Origin of the sequence: Streptomyces sp. So13.3, from assembly GCF_005860785.2 — a bacterium.
GTDB lineage: Bacteria > Actinomycetota > Actinomycetes > Streptomycetales > Streptomycetaceae > Actinacidiphila > Actinacidiphila fildesensis.
The window spans coordinates 3,091,449-3,114,682 of sequence record NZ_CP048835.1 but is presented as its reverse complement, the minus strand read 5'-3'; the positions used below and the strand labels follow the sequence as shown (position 1 = coordinate 3,114,682).

Genomic DNA, 23,234 nt, shown 5'->3' with positions numbered 1-23,234 from the left:
GGTGAAGAGATGCCGCTGACCCCCGAGGACGTGCGGAACAAGCAGTTCACGACCGTCCGCCTCCGAGAAGGTTATGACGAGGACGAGGTCGACGCCTTCCTCGATGAGGTCGAGGGAGAGCTGACCAGGCTCCTACGAGAAAACGAGGACCTGCGGGCCAAACTGGCCGCGGCCACCCGAGCCGCCGCCCAGAACCAGCAGCAGGGCATGCGCAAGCCGGAGTCTCAGGACCGTCCGGTCCCCGCGGCCATATCCGGACCGCAGCCCGTGCCGCCGCAGCAGATGGGTCCGCCCCAGCAGATGGGGCAGCCCCAGCAGCAGTCCGGCGCACTGCAGCTGCCTGCCGGGCCGAGCGCCCAGCAGCACGGTCCCGGTCCGATGGGCCAGGGCCCCATGGGTCAGGGTCCGATGGGCCAGAACCAAATGGGTCAGGGTCCGATGGGCCAGAACTCCATGGGCCAGCAGCACCCGATGCAGCAGCAGCACCCCATGCAGCAGCAGCATCCGATGCAGCAGCAGGGCCACCCCATGCAGCAGCAGTCGCCCGGCGGCGACAGCGCGGCGCGGGTTCTTTCGCTGGCGCAGCAGACCGCCGACCAGGCGATCGCGGAGGCCCGTTCCGAGGCCAACAAGATCGTCGGCGAGGCACGCAGCCGCGCCGAGGGCCTGGAGCGGGACGCCCGTGCCAAGGCTGACGCCCTGGAGCGGGACGCGCAGGAGAAGCACCGCGTAGCGATGGGCTCGCTGGAGTCCGCCCGCGCCACGCTGGAGCGCAAGGTCGAAGACCTGCGCGGCTTCGAGCGTGAGTACCGGACCCGTCTGAAGTCCTACCTGGAGAGCCAGCTGCGCCAGCTGGAGACCCAGGCGGACGACTCGCTGGCTCCGCCGCGTGCCCCGGCCGCCGCGTCGCTGCCCGCTCCGTCCTCCATGGGCGGCGGGACGATGGGCGGTGGCATGGCTCCGGCCGGTGCCGGTGCGATGGGTCACAACACCGGCCAGAACCCGTCGTACGGGAACCAGGGCATGGGCCACAGCGGCCCGAACCCGACGTACGGCGGCCAGCAGCAGATGTCTCCGGCCATGACGCAGCCGATGGCTCCGGTGCGGCCGCAGAGCCCGCAGCCGCTGCAGCAGGCGCCTACGCCGATGCGTGGCTTCCTGATCGACGAGGACGACAACTAGTCGCCTGCCGCTCGGCGCGTCAGCGCCTGCGGCGGGCATCGGGCCGGGCCCCTGGGGATTTCTCCCTTGGGGCCCGGCCCGTTTTCGTCGTCCGGTGCGTCGGTGGCTGCGGGGCCGGGCCCTCCGGCGTGGGGGTCCGAAATCGACTAGTGAGGGCCTGGCGGCCCACAAGTAGCTCGGCAGCATTTCGGACCCTCCACGCCTGCGGTCCCGGCCCCTCGCGTTCGAGCCCGGATATGGCGGAGGCCGCCGTCCCACTTGGTGTGGTGGGCGGCGGCCTCCGTGGTTTCTACTGCTTGCGCAGGTGGAAGGTCAGGCCCAGCTGGTCGTCCGTGAAGGGCTGGCCGTAGGTCCGGTCCGGGTCGCCGGGGGCGAAGTCCGTGGCCAGGACCTCGTCCGCGATCAGGGTGGCGTGTTCGGTCAGGGCGGTGGTCAGGTCGTTGTCGGCGGAGTGCCAGCGGACGGCGATGCGGTCCGCCACGTCCAGGCCCGAGTTCTTGCGGGCCTCCTGGATCAGCCGGATCGCGTCGCGGGCCAGGCCCGCCAGGCGGAGTTCCGGGGTGATCTCCAGGTCCAGGGCGACGGTGGCGCCGGAGTCGGACGCCACCGACCAGCCCTCGCGCGGGGTCTCGGTGATGATCACTTCGTCCGGGGAGAGCGGGATCTGCTCGCCGTTGAACTCGACGGTGGCGGTGCCGTCGCGCAGCGCTGCGGAGAGCGCTGCCGCGTCGGCGGCCGCGACGGCCTTCGCGACGTCCTGGACGCCCTTGCCGAAGCGCTTGCCGAGCGCCCGGAAGTTCGCCTTGGCCGTCGTGTCGACCAGGGATCCGCCGACCTCCGAGAGCGAGGCGAGGGAGAGCACGTTGAGTTCCTCGGTGATCTGCGTGTGCAGGGCCGGGTCGAGGGAGTCGAAGCCGGCGACGGCCACCAGGGCGCGGGAGAGCGGCTGGCGGGTCTTGACGCCCGACTCCGCGCGGGTCGCGCGGCCCAGCTCCACCAGCCGGCGGACGAGCAGCATCTGCTCGGAGAGGGTCGGGTTGATCGCGGACTCGTCGGCGACCGGCCACGAGGTGAGGTGGACGGAGTCCGGGGCGTCCGGGGTGACCGGGACGACGAGGTCCTGCCAGACCCGCTCGGTGATGAACGGCGTGAGCGGGGCCATCAGGCGGGTGACCGTCTCGACCACGTCGTGCAGGGTGCGCAGCGCGGCGGCGTCGCCCTGCCAGAAGCGGCGGCGCGAGCGGCGGACGTACCAGTTGGACAGGTCGTCGACGAAGGAGGAGAGCAGCTTGCCCGCGCGCTGGGTGTCGTACGACTCCAGGGATTCGGTGACGTCACGTGTGAGAGCGTGCAGCTCGCCGAGCAGCCAGCGGTCCAGCAGCGGGCGGTCGGCCGGGGCCGGGTCGCTCGCGCTGGGGGTCCAGCCGGCGGTACGGGCGTACAGGGCCTGGAAGGCGACGGTGTTCCAGTAGGTGAGGAGGGTCTTGCGGACCACTTCCTGGATCGTGCCGTGGCCGACCCGGCGGGCGGACCAGGGCGAGCCGCCGGCCGCCATGAACCAGCGGACGGCGTCGGCGCCGTGCTGGTCCATGAGCGCGATGGGCTCCAGGGTGTTGCCCAGGTGCTTGGACATCTTGCGGCCGTCCTCGGCGAGGATGTGGCCCAGGCAGACCACGTTCTCGTAGGCGGACCGGTCGAAGACCAGGGTGCCGACGGCCATCAGCGTGTAGAACCAGCCGCGGGTCTGGTCGATCGCCTCGGAGATGAACTGCGCCGGGTAGCTCTTCTCGAAGATCTCCTTGTTGCGGTGCGGGTAGCCCCACTGCGCGAACGGCATCGATCCCGAGTCGTACCAGGCGTCGATGACCTCGGGGACGCGGACCGATTCCAGCGAGCAGCCTTCGGAGGTGCAGGGGAACGTGATCTCGTCGATGTACGGGCGGTGCGGGTCCAGACCGCTCTGGTCGGTGCCCGTGAGGGTGGAGAGGTCCGAGAGGCTGCCGACGCACGTGAGGTGGTTCTCCTCGCAGCGCCAGATCGGGAGCGGGGTGCCCCAGTAGCGGTTGCGCGAGAGGGCCCAGTCGACGTTGTTGTTCAGCCAGTCGCCGAAGCGGCCCTGCTTGACCGAGTCCGGGTACCAGTTGGTCTTCTCGTTCTCGCGCAGCATCGCGTCCTTGACGGCGGTGGTGCGGATGTACCAGGACGGCTGCGCGTAGTAGAGCAGCGCGGTGTGGCAGCGCCAGCAGTGCGGGTAGCTGTGCTCGTACGGGACGTGACGGAAGAGGCGGCCGGTGCGCTGGAGCTCCGCGACCAGTTTTTCGTCCGCCTTCTTGAAGAACTCGCCGCCGACGAGCGGGACCTCCGGCTCGAAGGTGCCGTCGGGGCGGACCGGGTTCACCACGGGGAGGCCGTAGGCGCGGCAGACCTTGAGGTCGTCCTCGCCGAAGGCGGGGGACTGGTGGACCAGACCGGTGCCGTCCTCGGTGGTGACGTACTCGGCGTTGACGATGTAGTGCGCGTCCGGGATCTCGACGAAGTCGAAGGGCCGCTCGTACGTCCAGCGCTCCATCTCGGCGCCGGTGAAGCTGACGCCGGTGGCGGTCCAGCCCTCGCCGAGGGCCTTCTCCAGCAGCGGTTCGGCGACGACCAGCTTCTCGTCGCCGTCGGTCGCCACCACGTAGGTGACCGTGGGGTGGGTCGCGACGGCCGTGTTGGAGACCAGGGTCCAGGGGGTGGTCGTCCAGACCAGGAGGGCGGCCTCGCCCGCGAGGGGGCCCGAGGTGAGCGGGAAGCGGACGAAGACGGAGGGGTCGACGATCGTCTCGTAGCCCTGCGCCAGTTCGTGGTCGGACAGGCCCGTCTGGTCCTTCGGGCACCAGGGGGCGACGCGGTAGTCCTGGACCAGCAGGCCCTTGTCGAAGATCTGCTGCAGCGACCACCACACGGACTCCACGTACTCCGGGTCCATGGTGCGGTAGGCGTCCTCCAGGTCGACCCAGTAGCCCATGCGGTTCGTCAGCTCGGTGAAGGCGTCGGTGTGGCGGGTCACCGACTCACGGCACTTCGCGTTGAACTCGGCGATGCCGTAGTCCTCGATGTCCTGCTTGCTGGTGAAGCCGAGTTCCTTCTCGACGGCCAGCTCGACGGGCAGGCCGTGGCAGTCCCAGCCGGCCTTGCGGGTCACATGGTGGCCCCGCATGGTCTTGAAGCGGGGGAAGACGTCCTTGAAGACGCGGGCCTCGATGTGGTGCGCGCCCGGCATGCCGTTGGCGGTCGGCGGGCCCTCGTAGAACACCCACTCGGGCAGCCCCTCGGACTGGTCGAGGGAGCGGGCGAAGATCTTGTTCTCGCTCCAGAAGCCGAGCACCTCGTGCTCGAGAGCGGGCAGGTCGACCTGGGCGGGTACCTGGCGGTACTGCGGCGTCATCGGTGGTGCCTCCGGCGGACTGTCACGTGTTTCCGTGTTCCGACGAAGGGACGAGAGCCTGGGCTCCCGCGGTACCACCCTTCTTGGCCCGGGAGGCGGCGCCCCCTGGACCCCCTTGATTGGGGCCGCGATGCCGGTTCTACTCGCCCTGCGGCTTTCCTCCGGCGGCTCCGGGGTGATCTTCGCGTCGCGCACACCCCCGGGCTTCCACCGTCCCCGGGTCGCTCTTGGCTGCGTGCGGCGCTACTCGTCCCTTTCCACGCCTTTCGCTGCGGCCAGTGTACGGGGCCGGGGCCGCCGTGTCGGCCCGGTTCCGCGGGTCGGCGGGCCGGGTCCCGCTGACCCGAATGGCCGGATGAAGACAACCGAAGTCCGGCCGTCCGGCGTCACTACCGGTGAATACCGGAATACCTGGTGGAACACCTGGGCACACAGGATGCAGACCTGTCGGCCCACCGGGCGCGACGGGGGGATCAAGCGGCGTGCCCCGTTGCCGCGGGTCCGGAGCCGTTTTACCGTTCCGGCACGATTCGCGAGCAAGATCACAAAATGTGAAGGGGTCGCGGCCATGGTCGTGAAGAAGACCGCCGCCAAGAAGACGACACCGGCGAAGAAGGCGGCCACCGCCGCCAAGAAGGCCGTGAAAAAGGTCGTGGCGAAGAAGACCGCGGCAGCGAAGAAGACGGGAGCCAAAAAGGTGGTTGCGAAGAAGACGGTGGCCGGTACGGTCACGTCCGCGGTTCCCGCCTCCCGGGCGGCCGGGGAGCCCGGCGTGCTCCCGGTACGGCCGGGGGAGGACCGCTGGTCCGCCTCCGAGGTCCTGGAGGCCCGTGCCGAGCTGCTCGCGGAGGCCGAGCGGCTGCGGGCCGAGATCGCGTCCTCGGAGGCGTCGGTGGCGGGGCTGCTGCGCGATTCCGGGGGCGGCGCGGGTGACGACGACGCCGACACCGGCACCAAGAACATCACCAGGGAGCACGAGATGTCGCTGGCGGCGACCGCCCGCGAGATGCTCGCCCAGTCCGAGCACGCCCTGGAGCGGCTCGACGAGGGCACCTACGGCCGCTGCGAGTCCTGCGGCAACCCGATCGGCAAGGCGCGGATGCAGGCGTTCCCGCGGGCCACCCTGTGCATCGACTGCAAGCAGAAGCAGGAGCGTCGCTGAACCCCCTGCCCTCGGCCGGGGGGACCCCCGCGCACGGGTGTGACGTACCCTCGTCAACAGCCAGGATCCGGCCTGGCCGGCACAAGCTGCACAAGGGCTGAGGGACGCACGTGACGGAAGCGGAGCACGGCATCGAGGAACGGGACGAAGAGGCCACGGCAGCGGCCGGGGCCCCTGAGGAGGCGCCGCCCACCGCACCCAGGGGCAAGCGGCGCATCGCCCTCCTGCTCGCGGTGGCGGCGCTGGCGTACGCCCTGGACCTGCTGTCCAAGCTCTGGGTGGTGACCAGCCTCGAACACCGGGACACCCCGATCGACGTGCTCGGCAGCTGGCTGCGGCTCGAGGCGATCCGCAACGGGGGAGCGGCCTTCGGCTTCGGCCAGGGCATGACGATCGTCTTCACGATCATCGCGGCCGGGGTGATCGTGGTGATCGCCCGGCTGGCCCGCAAGCTCTACAGCCTGCCCTGGGCGATCGCGCTCGGGCTGCTGCTCGGCGGGGCCTTCGGCAACCTCACCGACCGGGTCTTCCGGTCGCCGGGGTTCCTGGAGGGGCATGTGGTGGACTTCATCGCGCCCGCCCACTTCGCGGTCTTCAACCTCGCCGACTCCGCGATCGTCTGCGGCGGCATCCTGATCGTGCTGCTGTCCTTCCGCGGACTCGACCCGGACGGCACCCTGCACCGCGACTGAGCCACGGCTGAGCCGAGGCCGGGCCGCCGGTCGGCCACCGGGTCCGGGCCGCCGGGACGGAGCTGCCACCGCCGTCCGTCATACTCGACCAGGTGAGTACCCTTCCCGAGACCCGGACCCTGCCCGTACCCGACGGCCTAGAAGGCGAGCGCGTCGACGCCGCCATCGCGCGTATGTTCGGCTTTTCGCGCACCAAGGCGGCGGAGCTGGCTGCTTCCGGGAAGGTCTCCATCGACGGCAGCCCCGCGATGAAGTCCGACCGGGTGCACGGCGGAGCCTGGCTGGAGGTCGAGATGCCGGCGCCGCCGAAGCCCGTGCAGATCGTGGCCGAGGCCGTCGAGGGCATGGTGATCGTCCATGACGACGACGATCTCGTGGTGATCTCCAAGCCGGTCGGCGTGGCCGCGCACCCCAGCCCCGGCTGGACCGGCACGACCGTCATCGGCGGCCTCGCCGCCGCCGGCTACCGCATCTCCACCTCCGGTGCCGCCGAGCGCCAGGGCATCGTGCACCGTCTCGACGTGGGCACCTCGGGGCTGATGGTGGTCGCCAAGTCGGAGCGCGCGTACACGCTGCTCAAGCAGCAGTTCCGCGAGCGCGTCGTCGACAAGCGCTACCACGCGCTGGTGCAGGGCCACCCGGACCCGATGAGCGGCACCATCGACGCCCCGATCGGCCGGCACCCGAACCACGACTACAAGTGGGCCGTGATCGCCGAGGGCAAGCCCAGCGTCACGCACTACGACCTCATCGAGGCGTTCCGGCACGCCAGCCTGCTCGACATCAAGCTGGAGACCGGCCGCACCCACCAGATCCGGGTGCACATGTCCGCCCACCGCCACCCCTGCGTCGGCGACCTCACGTACGGCGCCGACCCGACCCTCTCCAAGCGGCTCGGCCTGAGCCGCCAGTGGCTGCACGCGGTGAAGCTCGGCTTCGAGCACCCGTCGGACGGCCGCTGGGTGGAGTTCGAGAGCGCGTACGCCGACGATCTCCAGCACGCCCTGGACGTCGTCCGGGAGGACAGCGTCTGATGGACGTCCGGGTCGTCGCGGCGCAGGACGCCGAGGGCATGGCGGCCGTGCACGCCATCCGTCACGAGGTCTTCGTCGTCGAGCAGAACGTCCCGGCCGAGCTGGAGTGGGACGGCAAGGACGACCGTGCCGTGCACGTGCTGGCCCCGGACGCAGGCACCGGACGGCTGCTGCTGGGCGCCGACGCCGCCGCCAAGAACGGCGGCGACCCGGACACCGCGGTACTCGGCCGGCTCGCCGTGCTCAAGCCCGCGCGCGGCACCGGCGTCGGCGCCCGGCTGGTCGCCGCACTCGAGGACGAGGCCCGCAGGCTCGGACTCGCGGGTGTCCACCTGGAGTCCCAGGTGCACGCGATCGCCTTCTACGAGCGGCTGGGCTACACCCCGTTCGGGCCGGAATTCCCCGACGCGGGCATCGCGCACCGCGCCATGCGGCGCTCCCTGGGCTGACGCCCCACTGCCTGTGGCACCCTGAGGCGTCCCGTCCCAGGAGTCCCAGGAGTCCCAGGAGCCGCCCGCCGTGGACCAGCTCGTCCTGTTCTTCTCGCTCATGCTCGCGGCCATCGTCATGGTGCCGCTGGGCGACCGGATGGGGCTCCCGTCGCCGGTCCTGATGACCCTGTTCGGCATCGTGCTGGCCCTGGTGCCGCAGATCCCGAACGTGCAGATCGACCCCGATCTGATTCTGCCGATCGTCCTGCCGCCGCTCCTCTACGCGTCCGTGCAGCGCACCTCGTGGCGGCAGTTCGCGGCCAACAAGCGGGCGATCTTCCTGCTGGCGGTCGCCCTGGTCTTCGTCACGACGGCGGCCGTCGCGGTCGTCGCCAACGCGATCGTCCCCGGCGTGACGGTCGCCGCCGCGGTCGCGCTCGGCGCGCTGGTGGCGCCGCCCGACCCGGTGGCCGCGACGGCGGTGGCCGGGAGCCTGGGGCTGCCGCGGCGGATGGTCTCCATCCTGGAGGGCGAGGGGCTGTTCAACGACGTCACCGCGATCGTGCTCTACCACGTGGCGATCGCCGCGGCCGTGACCGGGAAGTTCTCCGCCGAGCACGCGGCCGGCGAGCTGGTGCTGTCCGCCGTGGTCGCGATCGCGATCGGCATGGCGCTCGGGTGGGCCGCCAACAAGCTGATGGGCATCGTCGGGGACCCGACCCTGCAGATCGGGCTGACGCTGCTGGTCCCGTTCGCCTCGTACGGCCTCGCCGAGGAACTGGGCGGCTCCGGTGTCCTCGCGGTGCTCACCACCGCGCTCTTCCTGGCCGAGCACGCCGTCGGGGCGGACGATGTGACGGCCCGGCTGGCCGGCACCACCTTCTGGGAGATCGTCGACACCCTCGTCACCGGCGTCGCCTTCGGCCTCATCGGGCTGGAACTGCACAACGTGTTCGCCGTCGGCGCCGGCCGTTGGGGCTCGATGCTCTCGCACGCCGGACTGGTGATCGCCGTGGTCGTCGGCGTCCGGCTGGTGTGGCTGCTGCCGGCCGCCTGGCTGGCCCGCAGGTGGCGGGACAAGCGCCACGACGAGGACATCCCGATGACCTGGCGGGAGACCGTCGTCGTGTGGTGGGCGGGGATGCGCGGCGTGGCGTCCGTCGCCCTGGCCCTCGCCATTCCGCTGACCTCGGACGACGGCCCCTTCCCGGCCCGTGACGAGCTGCTGTTCATCGCCTTCGCGGTCGTCCTGGCCACCCTGGTCCTGCAGGGCCTGACGCTGCCCTGGCTGGTCAGGAGGCTCGGGGTGCGCGGCAACATCGACGCCGAGCACGATCTGGAGCGGAGGCTCGCGCTGCGCGCCACCAAGGCCGCCAAGCAGCGGCTGCGGGAGATCGAGCTGGTCGAGCCGCTGCAGGAGGAGGTGTCGGAGATGCTCCAGCGGCGGGCCTTCGACCTCGGCGCCCGGATCTCGCCCGACATCGTCGACGACGACCGCCGCGAGTCGCACGCCAAGCGCACCGAGCGGCTGCGGGTCATACAGCGGGTGCAGGCCGAGATGATGTCCGCCGCCCGGCACGAGGTGCTGGCCGCCCGCAGCGAGCCGGGCTCCGACCCGGAGATCGTGGACCGGGTGCTGCGCCTGCTGGACCTGCGTTCGGTGCGCTGAGCTCCGTGCTCCGCCGTTATCGTGCGCCCGGCCCGGGGCCGATGTCGTCGGAGGTGGGCGGGGCGGCCGGCGGGCGCGGCGGCTCCGCGTCCAGCCCCGGCGCGGGCGCGGTGTTCAGCCGCGGCAGCGCGTACGGGTGCTCGCGGCGCACCCACTCCAGCAACTGCTCGCGGACGACGCAGCGGACGGTGAAGATGTCGTCCGCGTCCTTGGCGGTGACCAGGGCCCGCACCAGGATCGTGGTCGGCGTGGTGTCGATGACGACCAGGCCCCAGGCCCGCCGGTCCCACTGCTCGCACTCCTTGAGCACCAGGTGCAGCTGCTCGCGCATCAGGTCGACGGGCGTCGAGTGATCCAGATGGAAGAAGACCGTTCCGGTCATCATCGGGTCGCCGCGCGACCAGTTCTCGAACGGTTTGCTGGTGAAATACGACACAGGCATCGTGATGCGGCGCTCGTCCCAGGTCCGCACCGTCAGATAGGTGAGGGTGATCTCCTCGACCGTGCCCCACTCCCCGTCGACCACCACGGTGTCGCCGATCCGCACCATGTCGCCGAAGGCGATCTGCAGCCCCGCGAAGATGTTGCCGAGCGTGGACTGGGCCGCGACACCGGCCACGATGCCGATGATCCCGGCCGAGGCGAGCATCGAGGCGCCGATGGTGCGCATCTCGGGGAACGTGAACAGCATCGCGGCGATCGCCACCACGATCACGACGGCGGTCACCACCCGCTGGATCAGCGTCACCTGGGTGCGGACCCGCCGGACCCTGGCCGTGTTGCGGGCCGTCGAGGCATACCGCTCGTAGGACGCGTCCACCACCGCCGACGCCACCCGTACCGTCAGCCAGGCGCACGCGCCGATCAGCACCAGGCTCAGGCACTGGCCGACCGCCGCCCGGTGGCCCTTGGCGAGATGCGCCGCCGGGTACGAGGCGCGCAGCAGCGCCGTGCACAGCACCAGCTGGAACGGGATCCGGCAGCGGCGCAGCAGGCCCCACAGCGGGGTCTCGGGGTGCCGGGCGTCGACCTTGACGAGCGTCTTGTCCACGACCCAGCCGACGACCAGGGTCACCACCACCGACGCCCCGATGACGATCACCGGCCGCAGCACGTTCTCCATGTCCACAGGCGCTCCCTCCGGTTGCTTTGTCCCCCGACGGTAACTGGCACCATGGACGCGTACCCGACAGCGAGTGAAGGCAGCCCCGTGAAAATCGTGATGTTCCACTCGGCCTATGGGCTCCGGCCCGCCGTACGAGCGGCCGCCGAGCGACTGCGTGCCGCCGGGCACGAGGTGTACGTCCCCGACCTCTACGACGGCCGGACGACCGACACCGTCGAGGAGGGCATGAAGATCAAGGACGCGATCGGCCGCGAGGAACTCCTCCAGCGGGCGGTCGCCGCCGCGGCTCCGCACTCCGACCAGGGGCTGGTCTACGCCGGCTTCTCGCTCGGCGGCTCCATCGCCCAGACCCTCGCGCTGGGCGACGAGAAGGCCCGCGGGCTGCTGCTCCTGCACGGCACGTCGGACATCGCGGACGACGCGGTGACGGATCAGCTGCCGGTGCAGCTGCATGTCGCGGAGCCGGATCCGTTCGAGTCGGAGGACTGGCTCAACGCGTGGTACCTGCGGATGGGCAAGGCGGGCGCGGATGTTGAGGTGCACCGGTACCGGGGTGCGGGCCATCTCTACACGGACCCGGAGCTGCACGACTACGACGCCGAGGCCGCGGAGCAGACATGGGCTGTCGCCCTGAGCTTCCTCGCGGACCTCGACGCCGAAGCCTGAGGCGTCAGCTGGCGCGGTAGGCCAGCCAGGAGTCCTTCATGCGCTGTACCTGACCCGGCGTGAACTGGGTCATGCAGGAGTCGTAGGTGTAGTCCATGAAGTTCTTGATCGGGTCCAGGCCCTCGGCGGTGCAGGTGTCGCTGCCGACCGGGCACTCGAAGGCCGGCTCGCCTTCCTGCGGGGTGTCGGCGACGTAGTCGCCCGGCTCCGTGCAGCCGTCCTGGAAGGTGTGGTAGAGGCCGAGCCAGTGGCCGACCTCGTGGGTGGCGGTGTCGCCCTCGTTGTAGTTGGTGACGGTGCCGCCGGGGATGGACTGGTCGAGGATGACGACGCCGTCACCCTTCGGGTCGCCCGGGTACCACTCGGGGAAGGTCGCCCAACCGAGCAGCCCGCCGCCGAGGTTGGCGCTGTAGAGGTTGAGGCTGCTCACCCCGCCCTTGCGGAGCTTGGACTTCATGGCCTTTTCCTCGGCCGTGTCGGGGGCGACATTGTACCAGGCCGCGTTGTCCGTGTAGTCGGTCTTGAGCAGCTTGAACGTGAACGGGGTGGTGGTGTTGCCGTCGCCCTGGCCGGCGTACGCCTTGTTCAGGACATCGATCTGCCCGGCTATCTGGCTTGCCGTGAGCTTGCCGGTGGCGCCGTCGTGGATGACGTGGAAGTAGACCGGGATCGAGATCGCCTTCGCCTTGACGGAGTTGACGCCGGACCGGCGCAGCGAGGCGGTGCGGTTCTTCAGGTCGCGGTCCATCGCCTTGGCCTGCGCCGGGGTGAGGGCGTTGGGCTCGTGGGCGGTCGCGCCAGGCATCTCGCGGGCTGCGGCGTTCCCAGCAGTGCCCTCCGCACACTGCTGGGCGGACGGCGTCCTCGCGGTGGCTTTGTGGGCGCTGACGGTACCCGCCGAGGCGGCCACCGGGGTGAACGCGAGGGCTCCCGCGATGGCTGCGGCGCCGATCAGGCGGCGTGGGACACGACCGGTGAGTCGGGCGGCGAGTCGGACGGAGGGGCGCATAGTTCTCCTCAACTTCACGACGGCTGGTGCGGCTGGTAACCGCTGCAGCGGAGGCTATAGAGGATCTCCATGTACGCATCAGGGCGGGAATCGGCCCGGGCGTCGAGCGGTTGGCCGAAAACCGTCACTGCTCAGCGGGCCGGGCTGTCCGCTCGCCGGACATGACAAGGGACCGGCCGCGTCCTGCCGGCCGGTCCCTGTGGGTGGGTCACTTCCCGCTGATCGCCTTTTCGATGGCGGCCATGACGGTGGCGGAGGGCTGCCCGATGACCTCGATGGCCTTGCCGTTGAGCTTGACCGTCGGGGTGCCGGTGACGTCCTTGGCCTTGTTGAACTTGTCGCTCATGGTGAGCGCCCACTTGTCGTAGGTGCCGTTCTTCACGGCGGTCTCGAAGGTCTTGTTGCCCTTGAGGGCGGGGACCTTCTGGGCCAGCTCGATCAGCTTGTCGTCGCTGCCGAACTCGTCCTTGGTCTCCTCGGGGTGGACATCCTTGGAGTACAGCAGCGTGTGGTACTGGGTGAACGCGTCGGTGGAGACGTTCAGCGCCGCGCCCAGCGCGCTGAGCGCGTTCTTGGAACCCGTGCCGCCGTTCCCGTCGAGGAAGGTGCCCATGGTGTACGTGATCTTGTACTTCTTGTCCGTGGCGCCCTTCAGGACGGCCGCGCCGGACTCCTGCTCGAAGGAGGCGCAGACCGGGCAGCGCATGTCCTCGTAGGCGTCCAGGTTGTACTTGCTGGCGGGGTCGCCGATGACGACCGTCGTGCCGTCGGTGCCCGAGGTGTTGGCGGGCTTGACCAGGGTCTTCTTCGCCGCGGCCTCCCACTCGCCGGGCTTGTTCATCTCGTTGACGGCCACGGCCACGCCGCCGGCTATCGCGATCGCCGCGATGACGGCGCCGCCGACCAGCAGCTGGCGCTTGAGCTTGGCCTTCTTCGCGTGCTTCTCGCGCTCGGCGCGCAGCCGCTCACGGGCTGCCTGCTTGTTGGCCTGGCTGTTTCTGCTGCTCATGGTGATGGGGTCTCCGTGTCCATACGTGTGTGGTGGGCGAGCCGGTGGTCAGAGAGCGACCAGCGACGGCGGACCACGCCGTACGAGGGAGTGCAGCAGCGGCCGGAACCGCGAGGGGCCGGCCTGGCCGGACCGGGCGCGGGGCAGCCGCAGCCGGGCGGCCGGGGTGCGCAGCGCGGCGACCGCGGCGAGCAGCGGCCGGAACGCGGCGGCGGCCATCGCGCGCACGACGCGCTGCAGACCGGCCTCGCCGCGCCGCAGCCACCAGGAGGCGAGCAGGCCCACGGTGATGTGTGTCGCGAGCAGCAGCCACGGGCCGGTCGTCGGATCGGTGGCGGCGGGCGCCCCGGGGACGGCCGCCAGCGGGCTGCCGACCTGGCCGCCGTGACACAGCAGCGCCTCGTTCAGGGAGCGCCAGGAGCCGGTGACCGGTCCGCCGCCGGGGCCGTAGCAGGTGTGCTGACCTGCGGTGAACAGCGTGTCCACCGCCAGTTCCAGCGGCACCAGCAGCCCGGCGATGGGCCAGAAGCCGCGCTCCCGGCCGCCGAGCGCGTAGGCCAGCGCGAAGACGGCGCCGTAGGCCCCCGCCACCGTGACCAGCGGCAGGGGCGTGTGCGACATCAGTACGTGCGAGGTGGAGGAGAGAGTGACGCACAACGCCGCGAAGAGCGCAGCACGCAGCGCCCTCAGCGGTGGTCGTATGTCCTTCATGGCGGAGAGTGTGCCATGCCGATAAGTAGGTGGGACCTAAGGGACCCCAACCTGTGTGACTAAAGGCCCGGGATCCGGCCGTTGCGGAACAGGTCGACGAAGATCTGGTGGTCGGCGCGGGCCCGGGCGCCGTAGGAGTGGGCGAAGTCCACCAGCATCGCGGTGAAGCCCTCCTCGTCCCCTTCGATGGCCTCGTTGATGGCGTCCTCGGTGGAGAACGGCACCAGCGAGTGGCCGCTCTCGTCGTCCGCGGCGGCGTGCATCGCGGCGGTCGCCCGGCCGAGGTCGGCGACGACGGCCTCGATCTGCGCCGGGTCGTCGAGGTCCGACCAGTCGAGGTCCACCGCGTACGGGGAGACCTCGGCGACCAGCTGCCCGACGCCGTCCAGCTCGGTCCAGCCCAGCCACGGGTCGGCGTGCGCCTGCAGGGCGCGCTGGGAGATCACCGTGCGGTGGCCCTCGTGCCGGAAGTAGCCGCGCACCGCCGGATCGGTGATGTGCCGGGAGACCGCCGGGGTCTGCCCCTGCTTCATGTAGATCACGACGTCGTTCTCCAGCGCGTCGGTGGTGCCCTCCAGCAGCAGGTTGTACGAGGGTAGCCCGGCGCTTCCGATGCCGATGCCGCGGCGGCCGACGACGTCCTTGACGCGGTGGCTGTCCGGGCGGACCAGGCTGGCCTCGGGGAGGGTCTCCAGATACCCGCCGAAGGCGGCGAGCACCTTCTCGCGCGTCGCCTCGTCCAGCTCGATGGCGCCGCCGCCGGGCCGGAAGCGGCGGTCCCAGTCGCGGACCTCGGTCATGGAGTCGAGCAGTCCGAAGCGGGTCTCTGAGCGGGCGTGCCGCAGGGCGCCGAGCAGCGGGCCCTGCGCGCTGTCCAGGGTCAGCGGCGGCAGGCTCTCGTCCTTGGACAGCTCGCGGATGCGGGCGCGGTAGGCGGCGGCGTAGGTGCGTACCAGGGCGCTGATCGTGTCGTCGCCGAGCGCCTTGGTGTAGCCGATGAGGGCGACGGAGGCGGCGAAGCGCTTCAGGTCCCAGGTGAACGGGCCGACGTAGGCCTCGTCGAAGTCGTTGACGTTGAAGACCAGCCGGCCGTTGGCGTCCATGTAGGTGCCGAAGTTCTCGGCGTGCAGGTCGCCGTGGATCCACACCCGGCCGGTGCGCTGGTTCACATACGGCCCGCTGTCCTTGCCGTCCTCCAGATCGGAGTAGAACAGGCACGCCGTGCCCCGGTAGAACGCGAACGCGGACGCGGCCATCTTGCGGAACTTGACGCGGAACGCGGCCGGATCGGCGGCCAGCAGCTCGCCGAAAGTGGTGCCGAAGACGTCGAGGATCTTCGCACCGCGCTGCTCGTCGGTGGTGTGTGCGATGGGCATCGCTGCCGCCCCTCCAGGGCTCGTGCCGGAGATCTTTCAACGGGCGAGCCTACGCGGCGGGCCGACGGCCGGCGGGGGCGGGACGGCACACCGGGAGAGGCGGCGGTGGAGGGGAATTACCCGTCCGCAAATACCCGGGACCGGATATCGCGATACGTGGCGCATACCGGCATCGAATATGCCGGGGGAAGGGAATTCGATCGTGCGTTCCCTGAAGGGCGGGCCGCGGTGCCGATCGCGGAGCCGGCCGGAGAACCAGGAGGAGCGGTGGTACCCCAGGGCCCGGGGGTGCCACCGCTCCGGGCCGGTCGCGTGCGACCGGCCTGTGATCAGTTGTGACCGAACCTCTTCTGCTGGCGGCGGGAGACCTGCCCCGAGGTCGGAAGTACCTGCTCCTGGGCGGCGGTGCTCTTCGCCTGCTCCTGGGCCTCCGCAGCCTGGCTGCGTTCCTGCTCCTGGGCCTTGCGCTCGCGATTCTTGTTCTTACCCACGATCGTCCCTCCTATAGGGGATCTCGGACGTTGAACCGCTATCAGGCTTGCACGCGAGTACGAAGCGCGCATTTCGGGCAGGTGGTGGGGGAGGACCCCCTTAATTTCGGAAACCGCCACGCCGATGATCGAGTTCCGGCTTATAACGTCCCGATATTGGGGCAGACTCGGGGAAAATCCGTGCCGGGGGACGACCGGAAGAGGTGCAACATGGACCGCTGCGTTGTCCTGGTGGACGCCGGATATCTCCTGGGCGCCGCGGCGAGCCTTCTGGCCGGTGAACCTTCCCGGTCGCGAATCACCGTCGACCACGCCGCCGTGGTCGCCGGCCTCCGCGAACGCGCGGAGCTGGAGACCGGGCAGCCGCTGCTGCGGATCTACTGGTTCGACGGTGCCCCCGACCGGGTCCCGCAGCCGGAGCACCGGCGGCTGCGCGTCATGCCGCGCGTCACCGTCCGGCTGGGCGCGCTGACCCGGACCGACGGCCGCTGGGCGCAGAAGGGCGTCGACGCCGCCATGCACGCGGAGCTCTCCGAGCTCGCCCGCAACCGGGCCTGCTCCGACGTGGTGCTGGTGACCGGTGACGGCGCCGCCAAGGGGGTGCCCACCCCCAAGGACCTCGCGGGGCTCGGCCGCGTCCAGCAGGCACCGGTCCCGCACCCCGTCCCCAACGCCACGCTCCGGTGGTCATCCGACAAGACCTGGTCGGAACGCGGCCCCGGCAACGGCCCTGACGTACCCGACACCAGCGGCCTGCCGACGCTCGCCCAGCTCACCAGCGCGGAACAGCGCTGGGCGGACCGCGAGGCCGACATCACCGCCGTCAGCGGCGACCCCTTCGAGGTCGGCCAGGTCTTCGCCCGCCGCTGGATCGCCCGCCTCACCGACGCCGCCCACCTGCAGGCCCTGTCCACGCACTACCCGCGGGTGCCGCACCGCATCGACGGCGAGCTGCTGCGCTACGCCGCGCGCTTCGGACTGCTCGCGCACAAGGACGACCAGATCGACGAGCACGACCGGTACGCCATCCGGGCGGGCTTCTGGCGCGAGGTCGACGCCCGCACGGTCGCCGAACACGCCCCCGCGGGTGATTAGGGCGTAAACACGGGGTCGGGACCGGTGCGTGCCGGTCCGGCATTTGAGGGCAGAACCGGACCCGAGGCGCGGACCGGGCGCCGCGACGCGTACTCTCGATCCTCGTGAGTACGGGCACGGAGCAGGCGGCGCCCAGCACAGCCGCCACCGCCCGCGATGCGGTGATCGCCGTACGCGGGCTGGTCAAGACCTACCCGGCCGGACGTGGCCGGCGAGGCGCCGCGACCCCTGCTGTCCGCGCGAGCGACGGCATCGACCTCGACATCCGGCGCGGCGAGATCTTCGGTCTGCTCGGACCCAACGGCGCCGGGAAGTCCACCCTCGTCCGCCAGCTCACCGGGCTGCTGCGGCCGGACTCCGGCGCCATCGGCATGCTCGGGCACGACCTCGTACGCCACCCGGAACGCGCCTCCCGGCTGATCGGCTACCTCGGGCAGGAATCCACCGCCCTGGACGAGCTGACCGTCTCACTGGCCGCCGAGACCACCGGCCGGCTGCGCGGCCTGGACGCGCGCACCGCGCGGGCCGAGCGCGACGCCGTGCTGGCGGAACTGGGCCTCACCGAGCTGGCGGGACGGGCCATCAAGCGGCTCTCCGGCGGCCAGCGGCGGCTGGCGTGCTTCGCCGCGACGCTGGTGGGGGAGCGGCAGGTGCTGGTCCTGGACGAGCCGACCACCGGCATGGACCCGGTCGCCCGGCGGGCGGTGTGGGCCGCGGTCGACCGCCGCCGCGCCGAGCACGGGGCCACGGTCGTGCTGGTCACCCACAACGTCATCGAGGCCGAGACCGTGCTCGACCGGGTCGCGGTGATGGACAACGGGCGGGTCATCGCGTGTGACACCCCGGCCGGGCTCAAGGTGCTCGTCGCGGACGAGGTCAGGCTCGACCTCGTGTGGCGCGACGAGCCGCCACTGCACCTGCCCGAGGTGGCCGCGCTGCGCCCCGCCGCCCAGATCTCCGGCCGCCGCTGGACGCTCCGGCTTCCGCAGGCGCGGGCCCGGGCCGTGATCGCCGAGATCACCGGCGGCCAGGCCTTCGCCGCACTCGACGACTTCACGCTCGCCACCCCGAGCCTCGAAGACGTGTACCTGGCCCTCGGCGGCCGTCAGAAGGGACTGGTCAAGGCATGACGTCTGCCTGCGACGGGCTTCCGCACCGCCGTACGCCCCGGGGCGCCCGGTGAGCGCGGCCGCGCCCGTGGTCCCGGGCACGACCGGCGCCACGCCCGGCACCGTCCCGGCCGTCCGCGCGGACCCGGCCGCCGCGCCGCTCGCGCCGCGCGCCCGGCTGCTGCCCGCGCTGGGCGCCGTGTACCGGGCGCAGCTGTCGCGCGCCCGGGTGGCGCGGATCCCGCTGCTGTTCGTGGCGACGTTCCAATCGGTCGGCATCATGGTGATGCTGCGCGGGGTCGTCGACGGCGGCGACGCCGAGGCGGCGCGCGCGGTGGTCGCCGGGTCCAGCGTGCTGGTGGTGGCCTTCGTCGCGCTCAACCTGCTCGCCCAGTACTTCGGCCAGCTGCGCGCCTCCGGCGGCCTCGACCACTACGCGACGCTGCCGGTGCCGCCCGCGGCGGTGGTGCTGGGCGCGGCGGGTGCGTACGCCTCGTTCACGGTGCCCGGCACGATCGCCACGGCGGTCACCGGATGCGTGCTCTTCCAGCTGCCGCTGGTGAACCTGTGGGTGCTGGCGGCGGTCATCCCGCTCGCCGGGGCCGCGCTCGCCGGACTCGGCGCGGCGCTGGGGCTGCTGGCGCCCAAGCAGGAACTGGCCACGCTCTTCGGTCAGCTGGGTATGTCGGCGGCGCTGCTGCTGGGCGTGCTGCCGGCCGGGAACATGCCCGCGCCGATCGGTCTCGTCCGGGACCTGCTGCCGTCCACGTACGGCGTGGAGGCCTTCGCCCGGACCTTCGACCCGCATCCGGACTGGGTCATGGTGGGCGCGGATCTGTCGGTGTGCGCGGCCGTCGGCGTGGTGTCGCTGGCCGCCGCGACCTGGGCGTACCGCCGGGCCGCCTGCCGGTGAACCCGCCGGTGGACCCGTCGGCGAGCCCGCGGTGAAGCGGGCGAACACATGACCTGGCACGATGGGCGGGTGACCGCACCCCTGACGCCGCACGACCAGCCGCCGCCCCTGCCGCAGTACCCGGGCGCGGCGTTCTCCGGCGACGTATCGAAGGATGGACGTGCGGCCTTCACCGCCGAACTGCGGGAAGGCGCGCTGGTCGCCGTCGCGGTGGCGGTGACCGGGGTCGTGCTCGGGCTGCTGTGGCTGTGGCTCGCGCCCCTCATCCCGATGGTCTCCGACGGCAAGGCCATCTACCTCAGGGACAGCGAGGGCGAGGAAGCGGTCGGAGCGGACGGCACCTTCGTGCTGCTGGGACTCGCCATGGGCGCGGTGACGGCGGCCCTGGTCTTCTGGCGCCGGCGGCGCGGCGGTATCGGGGTCGTTCTCGGCCTGGCGGTCGGCGGGCTGCTCGGCTCGGTGCTCGCCTGGCGCCTCGGGGTCTGGCTGGGCCCGACGAGCGATCTGATCGCCCATGCCAAGGAGGTCGGCCCGAAGGTCGTCTTCGACGGCCCGCTGCGGCTGCGCGCCAAGGGCGCCCTCGTCGCCTGGCCGGCCGCGGCCATGCTCGTACACCTCTGTCTGACGTCCGCCTTCGGGCCGCGGGAACCGCAGCAGCCGCAGTCGTGGGACACGTCCTACCCGGCACCGCACCCGGCGCCCCACCCCGCTCCGGGCCAGGGACCGTTCGCGCCGCCGGCCGACCGGAACCCGGCCGACCGGAACCCGCCCGTCCAGGGATCCGGCGAGCAGGATCCCTGGCAACGGGGTCCTGAGCACGGGAGCCCTGAACGCGGGGGCCCTGCGTTCTAGGGCCTGTCGTCTGGCCCTAGGCCGGGCGCCGGCCGTGGTTGGCGCGGCGCTTCCTGATCCGCCATTTCCGCATGCGGGTGCGTCGGGACATGGTGTCGGCTCCCCTCGTCGCGGGTGCTCCGTCCGGGACACCGTGCGCGCATCGGGCGCAATCGTCCAGAAGGACTACGGGGTTCCGCTAAATCGGCTGGATCCGGGCGACCGGCGCGGTGATCGCGGTGGTGAGCCGGACCAGGTCCTGCGGGGCGAGTTCGACCTCCAGGCCGCGCTTGCCGGCCGAGACGAACACCGTGGTGTGGGTCAGGGCGGAGACGTCCACGACCGTGCGCAGCCGCTTGCGCTGGCCCAGCGGGGAGATGCCGCCCAGCACGTAACCCGTGGTGCGTTCGGCCGCCGCGGGGTCGGCCATCGCGGCGCGCTTGCCGCCGACCGCGGACGCGAGCGCCTTGAGGTCGAGCGAGCCGGCGACCGGGACCACGGCGACGGTCAGCGCCCCGTCGACATCGGCGACCAGTGTCTTGAACACCCGCTCGGGAGCCGTGCCCAGCGCCTCGGCGGCCTCGCCGCCGTACGAGGCGGCCGCCGGGTCGTGGGCATAGGCGTGGACGGTGAAGGCGGCGCCGTCCTGCTCCAGCGCGACGGTGGCGGGGGTGCCGCCGGTGGTCGCCTTGGACTTCCTGGCCATGACGTGCCGTCTCCGATCCATGGTCCTGTCGGTGGTCCCTGCCGGTCCCTGCCGGTTGCTCCGGACGGCCCCGCGGTCAGTTGAGGCTGGCCGGCTGACGGGTCAGGTCGACGGCGGGCAGCGAGGGGAGCTTGCCGATGACGGCGGCCTCGCGGCGCAGCAGCGGCAGTTCGGCCGCCAGCCGGGCCGCGGTGTCCGGCGCCTCCAGCAGCAGCTGCTTGGCCGAGGTCTCGAAGATCGTCGCGGCGGCCACCAGATAGGACAGCACGGACGGGTCGTCGGGCAGTTCCTGCACCGCGACCAGGGTGCGGTCCTGCGCTCCGGCGAGCCGCTTCTGATAGGTGCGGAAGGCCCTGGCGACACCGGCGGCCAGCGTGCCCGCGCCCTCGCCCGGCTCCTCCGGCAGCTCCTCCACCTCGGCGGTCAGATACGGACCTGACGCGTCGACCGACAGCAGCCGGAAGCGGGTGGTGCCGGTGGCGACCACTTCGAAGCCGCCGTCCTCGCGCTCCCCGATGGTGGCGGCCTCCGCGATGCACCCGACCTGGAACAGCGACTTGGCCGGATCGGGGCCGAGCCCGGCCCCGGCGGTGGTGTCCACCCCGTCCGGGCCGGTCGGTGCCACCTCGTTCCCGTCCTTGATGGCGACCACGGCGAAGCGGCGCGGGGCGTCCTCGGGCAGCGCGAGCAGATCGCCCACGAGCGCGCGGTACCGCTCCTCGAAGATGTGCAGGGGCAGAACGAGACCCGGGAAAAGAGCCGAGTTCAGCGGGAAGAGCGGAAGGCGAGCGGTCACAATCGGACAGCGTACGTGCTGCTCCGGTCGCCGGACGGGGTGCTTTCGCCGCGCAAGCTTCACCGGGTCGCTCCGTATCGTCCCCGTAACGACACGCCCGGGCCCCGGTCAGCCCCTGCGCAGCAGCCGGGAGGCGCCCGCCGCGACGGTGGTGGCCAGGATCCAGCCCAGCAGGACGAGGACGGTGGCCGCCCACTGCGCGCCGCCGGACGGTTTCCACGCGCTGTCCTGGCCCAGGTCGATGACCGGCAGCAGCAGGTCCAGGGCGTACAGCGGGGCGCTCCAGTGCGGGGCCTCGTCCGGTTTCAGCGCCGGCGGCGCGTGAAGGCTGAAGAAGGTGGCGCCGATCGCCCACAGCACCGCCATCCACACGGCGGCCCGGCCCGGCCGGTACCCGTAGCCGACGGTGATGTCCTGGAGATACCCCCACAGCGTGCCGGCCAGCGGCAGCGCCTCACGGCGGCGCCGCTGCTTGGCGAGCAGCACCTCGCGCGCGTCGGAGTCCTCACCGCCGGCCCGCAGCGCCGCGGCGAGGTGCTCGTACGGCTCCGGGCTGTACTCGGGGGTGGCGGCGGCCAGCCAGGCGATGCGGTCGCGCAGCGGGAACGCCCCCGCCGGGCTGAGCGTGGTGTAGCTGAAGCCCGCCAGGTCCAGGCCGCCGGACTCCGGCCAGCTCTGCCGGGTGTCGGTGAGGTTGCCCACCCGGGCGCCGGCCAGTGAGACGGTGCCGGTCGGCGGCTGGCTGAGCGTGAAGCGCAGTTCCGGTGTCTGGATCCGCCGCAGCGACAGCTGCTGGGAGCCGGTGAGCCGGAACCGCGCCCGGGTGATGATCACCGCGTTGCCGAACCGGCCGTCGTCCAGCCGGACCGCGCCCTCGCAGCTGAAGTTGCGGGTCCGCACCCCGGCCGGCGGGGTGCCGCCGCTGTCCCCGCCGGTGGCCATCCAGCCGGCGCTCAGATAGAGGGTGTGCTCGACGGTGACCCGCGCGGCGTTCAGCGCGTAACGGCCGTAGGGGTTGTGCAGCAGGCTGCCGCGCAGGCTCAGCCGCCCGCCGATGCGGGCGCTGCGCAGGCTGATCTCGCCGGTCACGTCCATCAGCTCGGCCTCGACGTCCTGGGCGACGCTGAGCCCGTCGGCGGCGATCGCCCGGCCGTGCCGGTCGCGGCCCACCGTGAGCTGGTTGAGCAGCAGATCGGTGCCGATGTGCGCGTCGGTGAGCCGTATGCCGCCCTCGATGGAGCACTGCGGCAGATGCAGATCACCGGTGGTGGTGAGGCGGGCCGCCTCCAGGCGGGGGATCGAGCAGTGCACCATGCGCAGCGTCGTGAACTGGCACTCGGGCAGCAGGATCTGCTGGTCGAAGTGGCAGTCGTGCATCTCCACGTACGGGGTGACCTGGCCGCCCGACAGATTCAGCTGGCCGCTGATGCGGGCCCCGGAGAGCTTGACGCACGCGACCCGGCCGGGCTCGGCGGGCGGTCCGTCCAGCAGGAGCGTGGCGATCACCTCGGCGCGTACCGTCCGCTCCGGGCCCCAGGCCCGGTCGGTGGCCGGGTCGTCCCGCTCGGGGATGCCGGTGCGCAGATCGTGCACCACACCCCGGCGGAAGGCGGTCCACAGATCCTTCTCCGGCTCGGTCCAGTCACCCGGCGCCCTGATCCCCGACGGCTCGGTCACCGCGTCCCCTCCCGGTTCCGTGTCGCACCGTGCGACACACGGAACCGTAGCCCGGCGTGATCACCGGCCGGGGACGTATCAGGGAGTGGAACCGGAGAACGGCTGAGAACAGCGTTCTCTAC

General features: G+C 71.6%; 21 protein-coding genes. 11 read left to right on the top strand and 10 right to left on the bottom strand.

Annotated elements, in window-relative coordinates; all coding sequences use genetic code 11:
• The first annotated feature begins 9 nt into the window (after window positions 1–9).
• Window positions 10–1,182, top strand: coding sequence for a DivIVA domain-containing protein (locus C8250_RS14130; protein ID WP_138356949.1), 1,173 nt, complete (start codon window positions 10–12; stop codon window positions 1,180–1,182).
• Window positions 1,183–1,471: 289 nt separating this feature from the next.
• Here the strand turns inward: C8250_RS14130 and ileS are convergent, their stop codons facing one another.
• A complete protein-coding gene (gene ileS, locus C8250_RS14125; protein WP_138356948.1) occupies window positions 1,472–4,609 on the bottom strand; it encodes an isoleucine--tRNA ligase in 3,138 nt (1,045 codons plus the stop codon).
• A gap of 568 nt (window positions 4,610–5,177) precedes the next feature.
• Between ileS and C8250_RS14120 the strand changes: the two genes are divergently transcribed.
• The 5 genes from C8250_RS14120 to C8250_RS14100 all read left to right on the top strand — a co-directional run bounded on the left by C8250_RS14120 (window position 5,178) and on the right by C8250_RS14100 (window position 9,597).
• Entirely contained in the window at window positions 5,178–5,771 is a 594-nt protein-coding gene (locus C8250_RS14120; protein ID WP_232484791.1) for a TraR/DksA family transcriptional regulator, read from the top strand.
• 110 nt (window positions 5,772–5,881) lie between these two features.
• Window positions 5,882–6,463: a signal peptidase II gene (lspA, locus tag C8250_RS14115; RefSeq protein ID WP_244809133.1), complete on the top strand. Its 582-nt coding sequence runs from the start codon at window positions 5,882–5,884 to the stop codon at window positions 6,461–6,463.
• Between the two features lie 92 nt (window positions 6,464–6,555).
• Complete coding sequence (locus tag C8250_RS14110; protein WP_138356946.1) at window positions 6,556–7,497, top strand: RluA family pseudouridine synthase; 942 nt, start codon at window positions 6,556–6,558, stop codon at window positions 7,495–7,497.
• The gene (locus C8250_RS14105) at window positions 7,497–7,946 is read left to right on the top strand and encodes a GNAT family N-acetyltransferase (RefSeq protein WP_138356945.1); all 450 of its coding nucleotides are present in this window, start codon (window positions 7,497–7,499) and stop codon (window positions 7,944–7,946) included. The genes C8250_RS14110 and C8250_RS14105 overlap by 1 nt, the downstream gene beginning before the upstream one ends.
• A 70-nt stretch (window positions 7,947–8,016) precedes the next feature.
• Window positions 8,017–9,597 (top strand): Na+/H+ antiporter, encoded by a 1,581-nt coding sequence (locus tag C8250_RS14100; RefSeq protein ID WP_138356944.1) that lies wholly within the window; start codon window positions 8,017–8,019, stop codon window positions 9,595–9,597.
• A 16-nt stretch (window positions 9,598–9,613) separates the two neighbouring features.
• On the opposite strand, the gene C8250_RS14095 is transcribed toward C8250_RS14100, so the two are convergent.
• Window positions 9,614–10,720 (bottom strand): mechanosensitive ion channel domain-containing protein, encoded by a 1,107-nt coding sequence (locus tag C8250_RS14095; protein ID WP_138356965.1) that lies wholly within the window; start codon window positions 10,718–10,720, stop codon window positions 9,614–9,616.
• Between the two features lie 51 nt (window positions 10,721–10,771).
• On the opposite strand from C8250_RS14095, the gene C8250_RS14090 reads away from it, so the two are divergent.
• A complete protein-coding gene (locus tag C8250_RS14090; RefSeq protein ID WP_138356943.1) occupies window positions 10,772–11,389 on the top strand; it encodes a dienelactone hydrolase family protein in 618 nt (205 codons plus the stop codon).
• Between the two features lie 4 nt (window positions 11,390–11,393).
• On the opposite strand, the gene C8250_RS14085 is transcribed toward C8250_RS14090, so the two are convergent.
• The 5 genes from C8250_RS14085 to C8250_RS14065 all read right to left on the bottom strand — a co-directional run bounded on the left by C8250_RS14085 (window position 11,394) and on the right by C8250_RS14065 (window position 15,985).
• Complete coding sequence (locus C8250_RS14085) at window positions 11,394–12,398, bottom strand: zinc metalloprotease (protein ID WP_138356942.1); 1,005 nt, start codon at window positions 12,396–12,398, stop codon at window positions 11,394–11,396.
• A 208-nt stretch (window positions 12,399–12,606) separates the two neighbouring features.
• The gene (locus C8250_RS14080) at window positions 12,607–13,407 is read right to left on the bottom strand and encodes a thioredoxin domain-containing protein (RefSeq protein WP_138356941.1); all 801 of its coding nucleotides are present in this window, start codon (window positions 13,405–13,407) and stop codon (window positions 12,607–12,609) included.
• Window positions 13,408–13,455: 48 nt separating this feature from the next.
• Entirely contained in the window at window positions 13,456–14,118 is a 663-nt protein-coding gene (locus C8250_RS14075; RefSeq protein ID WP_138356940.1) for a hypothetical protein, read from the bottom strand.
• Window positions 14,119–14,177: 59 nt separating this feature from the next.
• Window positions 14,178–15,494 (bottom strand): DUF2252 domain-containing protein, encoded by a 1,317-nt coding sequence (locus tag C8250_RS14070; RefSeq protein WP_138356939.1) that lies wholly within the window; start codon window positions 15,492–15,494, stop codon window positions 14,178–14,180.
• A 329-nt stretch (window positions 15,495–15,823) separates the two neighbouring features.
• Window positions 15,824–15,985, bottom strand: a complete 162-nt coding sequence (locus C8250_RS14065; protein WP_187144835.1) for a hypothetical protein — start codon at window positions 15,983–15,985, stop codon at window positions 15,824–15,826.
• A 210-nt stretch (window positions 15,986–16,195) separates the two neighbouring features.
• On the opposite strand from C8250_RS14065, the gene C8250_RS14060 reads away from it, so the two are divergent.
• From C8250_RS14060 to C8250_RS14045, 4 genes are all read left to right on the top strand, one after another.
• The gene (locus tag C8250_RS14060; RefSeq protein WP_187144834.1) at window positions 16,196–17,080 is read left to right on the top strand and encodes an NYN domain-containing protein; all 885 of its coding nucleotides are present in this window, start codon (window positions 16,196–16,198) and stop codon (window positions 17,078–17,080) included.
• Window positions 17,081–17,241: 161 nt separating this feature from the next.
• Entirely contained in the window at window positions 17,242–18,210 is a 969-nt protein-coding gene (locus C8250_RS14055; RefSeq protein WP_138356963.1) for an ABC transporter ATP-binding protein, read from the top strand.
• Window positions 18,211–18,367: 157 nt separating this feature from the next.
• Window positions 18,368–19,102 (top strand): ABC transporter permease, encoded by a 735-nt coding sequence (locus C8250_RS14050; RefSeq protein ID WP_232484834.1) that lies wholly within the window; start codon window positions 18,368–18,370, stop codon window positions 19,100–19,102.
• A 69-nt stretch (window positions 19,103–19,171) separates the two neighbouring features.
• Window positions 19,172–19,954 (top strand): hypothetical protein, encoded by a 783-nt coding sequence (locus tag C8250_RS14045; RefSeq protein WP_307811227.1) that lies wholly within the window; start codon window positions 19,172–19,174, stop codon window positions 19,952–19,954.
• 178 nt (window positions 19,955–20,132) lie between these two features.
• Here C8250_RS14045 and ybaK read toward each other — a convergent pair whose 3' ends face one another.
• The 3 genes from ybaK to C8250_RS14030 all read right to left on the bottom strand — a co-directional run bounded on the left by ybaK (window position 20,133) and on the right by C8250_RS14030 (window position 23,112).
• Window positions 20,133–20,639, bottom strand: a complete 507-nt coding sequence (ybaK, locus tag C8250_RS14040) for a Cys-tRNA(Pro) deacylase (RefSeq protein ID WP_138356937.1) — start codon at window positions 20,637–20,639, stop codon at window positions 20,133–20,135.
• Window positions 20,640–20,715: 76 nt separating this feature from the next.
• Window positions 20,716–21,438, bottom strand: a complete 723-nt coding sequence (locus C8250_RS14035; protein WP_138356962.1) for an LON peptidase substrate-binding domain-containing protein — start codon at window positions 21,436–21,438, stop codon at window positions 20,716–20,718.
• A 105-nt stretch (window positions 21,439–21,543) separates the two neighbouring features.
• Window positions 21,544–23,112 carry an oxidoreductase gene (locus C8250_RS14030; RefSeq protein WP_138356936.1) on the bottom strand — a complete coding sequence of 523 codons (1,569 nt, stop codon included), beginning with the start codon at window positions 23,110–23,112 and terminating at the stop codon, window positions 21,544–21,546.
• Window positions 23,113–23,234 lie beyond the last annotated feature (122 nt).